A 3,375-nucleotide genomic window follows, 5' to 3' on the forward strand; every position below is an offset into this window, starting at 1 on the left:
AGCTAGCCCGCTCCGCAGAAGATCATTTATCCAAGGGGTTTCAAGGCTTTGAAGCCTTTAAAGAAAAGCAAGCCGCTAGACACACCGATATAGATATAAATAGTCTGGATGTTGCCTTGGTGGATGGTCAACTGAAGCTCAGTGCACTCGATGAGAATGGCCAACCTATATCAGATAAACAGCTCGCATCAATTGAAGACGCGTTTTTTAAAGAGGAAGGGCTTGTTAGATCGCTAACACTTGGCCTATCGGAGCTAACAGAATCAATTGCGCACTCCACATCAGAATTTCACAGAGATTATGATCTTGAGTTCAGCAGCGAGGGCATCGTAAAGGACGGCCGGTTTAGCCTGAATGATTTAGTTCAAGAGTATAATCAATATTTCGAGAAGTATCATAAGGATTCGAGTGAGAGAGGAACCATTTTAGAAGGTTACGATAAAATGACACCGACAACTGAAAAGTATAAAACATTTTCAGAACGACTTGAAAAGAATGGGTTAGAGATTTTTGCTACACTTAAGTTCGCTCGTGAAAGACCCTCTGAACAATTAAATATCTATTCACTCATAGACCTCAACGCTAATTCACTCATAGACCTCAACGCTAATTCACTCATAGACCTCAACGCTTAGCTATGAAGTCTCCAATGATCGCATAGAAATATAATTATATTTACTATGCGATCATTCTGAATAAAAAACGTTAATATGTGATCATAAGCATGTCAACTTTGAACCACCCGTGTTGTAATCTCTCTCGTAGTAACACATTTTCACTAATTTTTCTTGGCAGATATGAATAAAATTATTACTACCAACTTCGGTACCATTAGGTAAAGATACTCTATAACGAGCCTGTAGAAAAACCTGTTTTCAGCCAGCTTTTCCCGCCAGCAGCTCGTTTTCTGTTGTTTATTTTCGATGGCCGGTTTTTATCGGCCATCGTTTGTTTATTCTGTATTTCCTGCCTTTTTAAGCTTTGGCTGTCTGTAAGCTCGATTCATGCTGCTTTCAGTGCCTGTTCTAAAGCTGTATTAACTCTGTTTTACTGGCTGAGATGCCCATATTTTGCCAGTTTTCCTACATTATGCACCAAGCAATAAAGTTGCCATTGGCCCTGTACTTTGGTTTTGCTTCTCAGGCTAAAACGGTTTAATCCCTTGTTGGTGCCGATGTTGCCGAAGACCGGTTCGACAACGGACATCCGGTGGCTGTAAATTTGTTTTCCGTGAGGGCTGTCGACGCGGTGCTTCATCCAGTCGGTGTAGCTCGGTGGTCGTTTGTCATTTAACAGGAAGCTGACTTGGCGGCCTGCGCCTTTGCCGTGGTTAGCTGCGGATGGGTTCTTCATGCAACGGTGCTTTTTGTGGCAGTTCCGGCATTGCAGTAACCTGCCTTCAAAATAGACGATAGGCTGGCCTTGGTCGTTGTCTCGTGTACCGCGATGACTGATCTTGTTACCTGCTGGGCAGATGCAGGTCATTTTAATTGGGTCGAACTGGAACTCGCTGGCTGGGATCCGTTGTTTAGCTTGGGCTTTGCCGGGTATCTGGTGGCGTTTGCCGTATTTCTCTTTCTGGTGAGCGAACTTGGGATCGCGGCTTCTGAACTGGTTATCTGGGATGTAGGCGTTGATCTGGTTTTCGTGCACGTATTTCATATTCGCTTCGTTGGCGAAGCCAGTATCTGCGGTAACAACGATGCCTTCTTTATAGAGGTTTTTGCTGATGCCCAGCCGCTTGTAACGCTCTTGAATGGTTTCCAAAACGGGTTGCAGCGTGTGGTGTTCCTGCCCTTCACCGAAGGCTTGGGCATCAATGACAATCTGGTGTTTCTTATCAACGGAGGCGACGCCGTTATAGCCTTGGATCGTGCCTTTGCTGGTGGTCATTTTGGCCGATTGATTGTCGGTGATATTACTTTTCACTTCCTTGCTGCGCTTGCCTTTACCCATCCTTGGTTGGCTGTGTTGTAAGAAGTGACTCACCTTCTTGGCGACTTTATCCAACGTGAGTATTGTTTTGGCTTTGCGGATATCCCGATCCAGTTCTTCTTCACTTTCCCAGCGGTCTTTTTCCTGATGTTCGCTCAGGTGATGACGAATCAGGCGTTTGAGTTTCTGGCGTTTCTGTTCCAGTTCTTTAAAAGTGCCTGACCATTCCTTAGCAGCATTGGAACGCATTTTACAGCCATCAATGGCAAAGAGTTCATGGCCTAAAAGCCCCTGCTGATCACAGATCAACAGCACCTGTTCAAACAGGTCTTCAATGGCTTGGGGCTGACTGCTGACAAAATGAGCAAGAGTGGTGAAGTGCGGGACGGTATCGCAGGTCAAGGCTTTAAAGATGATGTTGGTTTCACAGCACCACTGAATCTCACGGCTGGAGGTGATGCCTTTAGAATAAGCAAACAGGATGATTTTTAGCAGAATCGCCGGATCATAAGCCGGACGACCTTCGCTATCATTCCTGTAAGGCTGGTGAAACGCTGACAGATCCAGCTTTTCAGAAACGAGGTAGTGCAGAGCATGCTCAAAGGACCCAGGCTGCAGCTGATCCTGATAATTGATCACCACCATCGACGTTTGGTTGTAGTCGTAGTGCTTGAATCGAGCCATCACCGCCTCCTGCGTTTCAAAACCCGATCAGATCATAGTTCGGGAGGTTTTTCTACAGCCTGAACGTCCTACTCCCCAATAAATATCCCACCATTCAGAAGGATTAGTTGGCGATCCACGGTGTACCCTATTATGGACATTAATAGGATCACGGGCTGCACTGCACTCATCTCCTTTCAATGGAACTGATCCATTAAAATAGCCATTCTCATCTGCCAATAGAATTACAGTGTCCAGTGATCCTGATCCACTAGTCTCAATTTCAACGCTCACAGATGTAAGCGGAACAGGGTTATTATCGCTATCTCTAACGGTGCCTGAGAAGTTTATATTATCATGAGCTTCAATAGATGCCGTTTTTAGTTGCTCTATATCCAGATCATATAACTTACCCGATTGCACTAAGAGCTTAGTCAGGTTTTCATTATTCCAGGCTTTAAAGTCTGTAACACTCTCAGCTGAGCCAGAATTATGAGCAACCAAGGAGTATTGAGCCGATGCCGGAGGCGGGTTATCCGCTGTGGCTCTGACCAGAAAGTTAACCGTGGTGTTTGGGGTTACGCTGTAAGCCCCCTATCACGGGGCTTTACCGCCAAAAATAAGCCTGCAAAAACATGAGTATTTGCTCAAGTTACCCGCAACCCCGCCGATAAATGATTAAGGCTGCCAAATCGCGGCAAGTGACAAAAGACATTCATGGCACGAGCATAATCAGTAGCCTGTTGCACTTATTCTATGAAACCAAGTGCAACCACC

At 45.4% G+C, this 3,375-nt stretch carries 3 protein-coding genes; 1 reads left to right on the forward strand and 2 read right to left on the reverse strand.

Features of this window, described 5'->3' with window-relative positions:
* A partial coding sequence (locus tag BTA35_RS17985) for a hypothetical protein (RefSeq protein WP_161489882.1) occupies positions 1-635 on the forward strand: 635 nt, incomplete at its 5' end.
* Between the two features lie 412 nt (positions 636-1,047).
* On the opposite strand, the gene BTA35_RS16375 is transcribed toward BTA35_RS17985, so the two are convergent.
* Both BTA35_RS16375 and BTA35_RS17780 read right to left on the reverse strand, forming a co-directional pair.
* The gene (locus BTA35_RS16375) at positions 1,048-2,619 is read right to left on the reverse strand and encodes an IS1182 family transposase (RefSeq protein WP_078320895.1); all 1,572 of its coding nucleotides are present in this window, start codon (positions 2,617-2,619) and stop codon (positions 1,048-1,050) included.
* 27 nt (positions 2,620-2,646) lie between these two features.
* On the reverse strand, positions 2,647-3,102 hold the full coding sequence (locus BTA35_RS17780; protein WP_139363688.1) for a carboxypeptidase-like regulatory domain-containing protein: 456 nt from the start codon (positions 3,100-3,102) through the stop codon (positions 2,647-2,649).
* Positions 3,103-3,375: the final 273 nt, after the last annotated feature.

Source organism: Oceanospirillum linum (genome assembly GCF_001995095.2).
Taxonomy (GTDB): Bacteria; Pseudomonadota; Gammaproteobacteria; order Pseudomonadales; family Halomonadaceae; genus Oceanospirillum; species Oceanospirillum linum.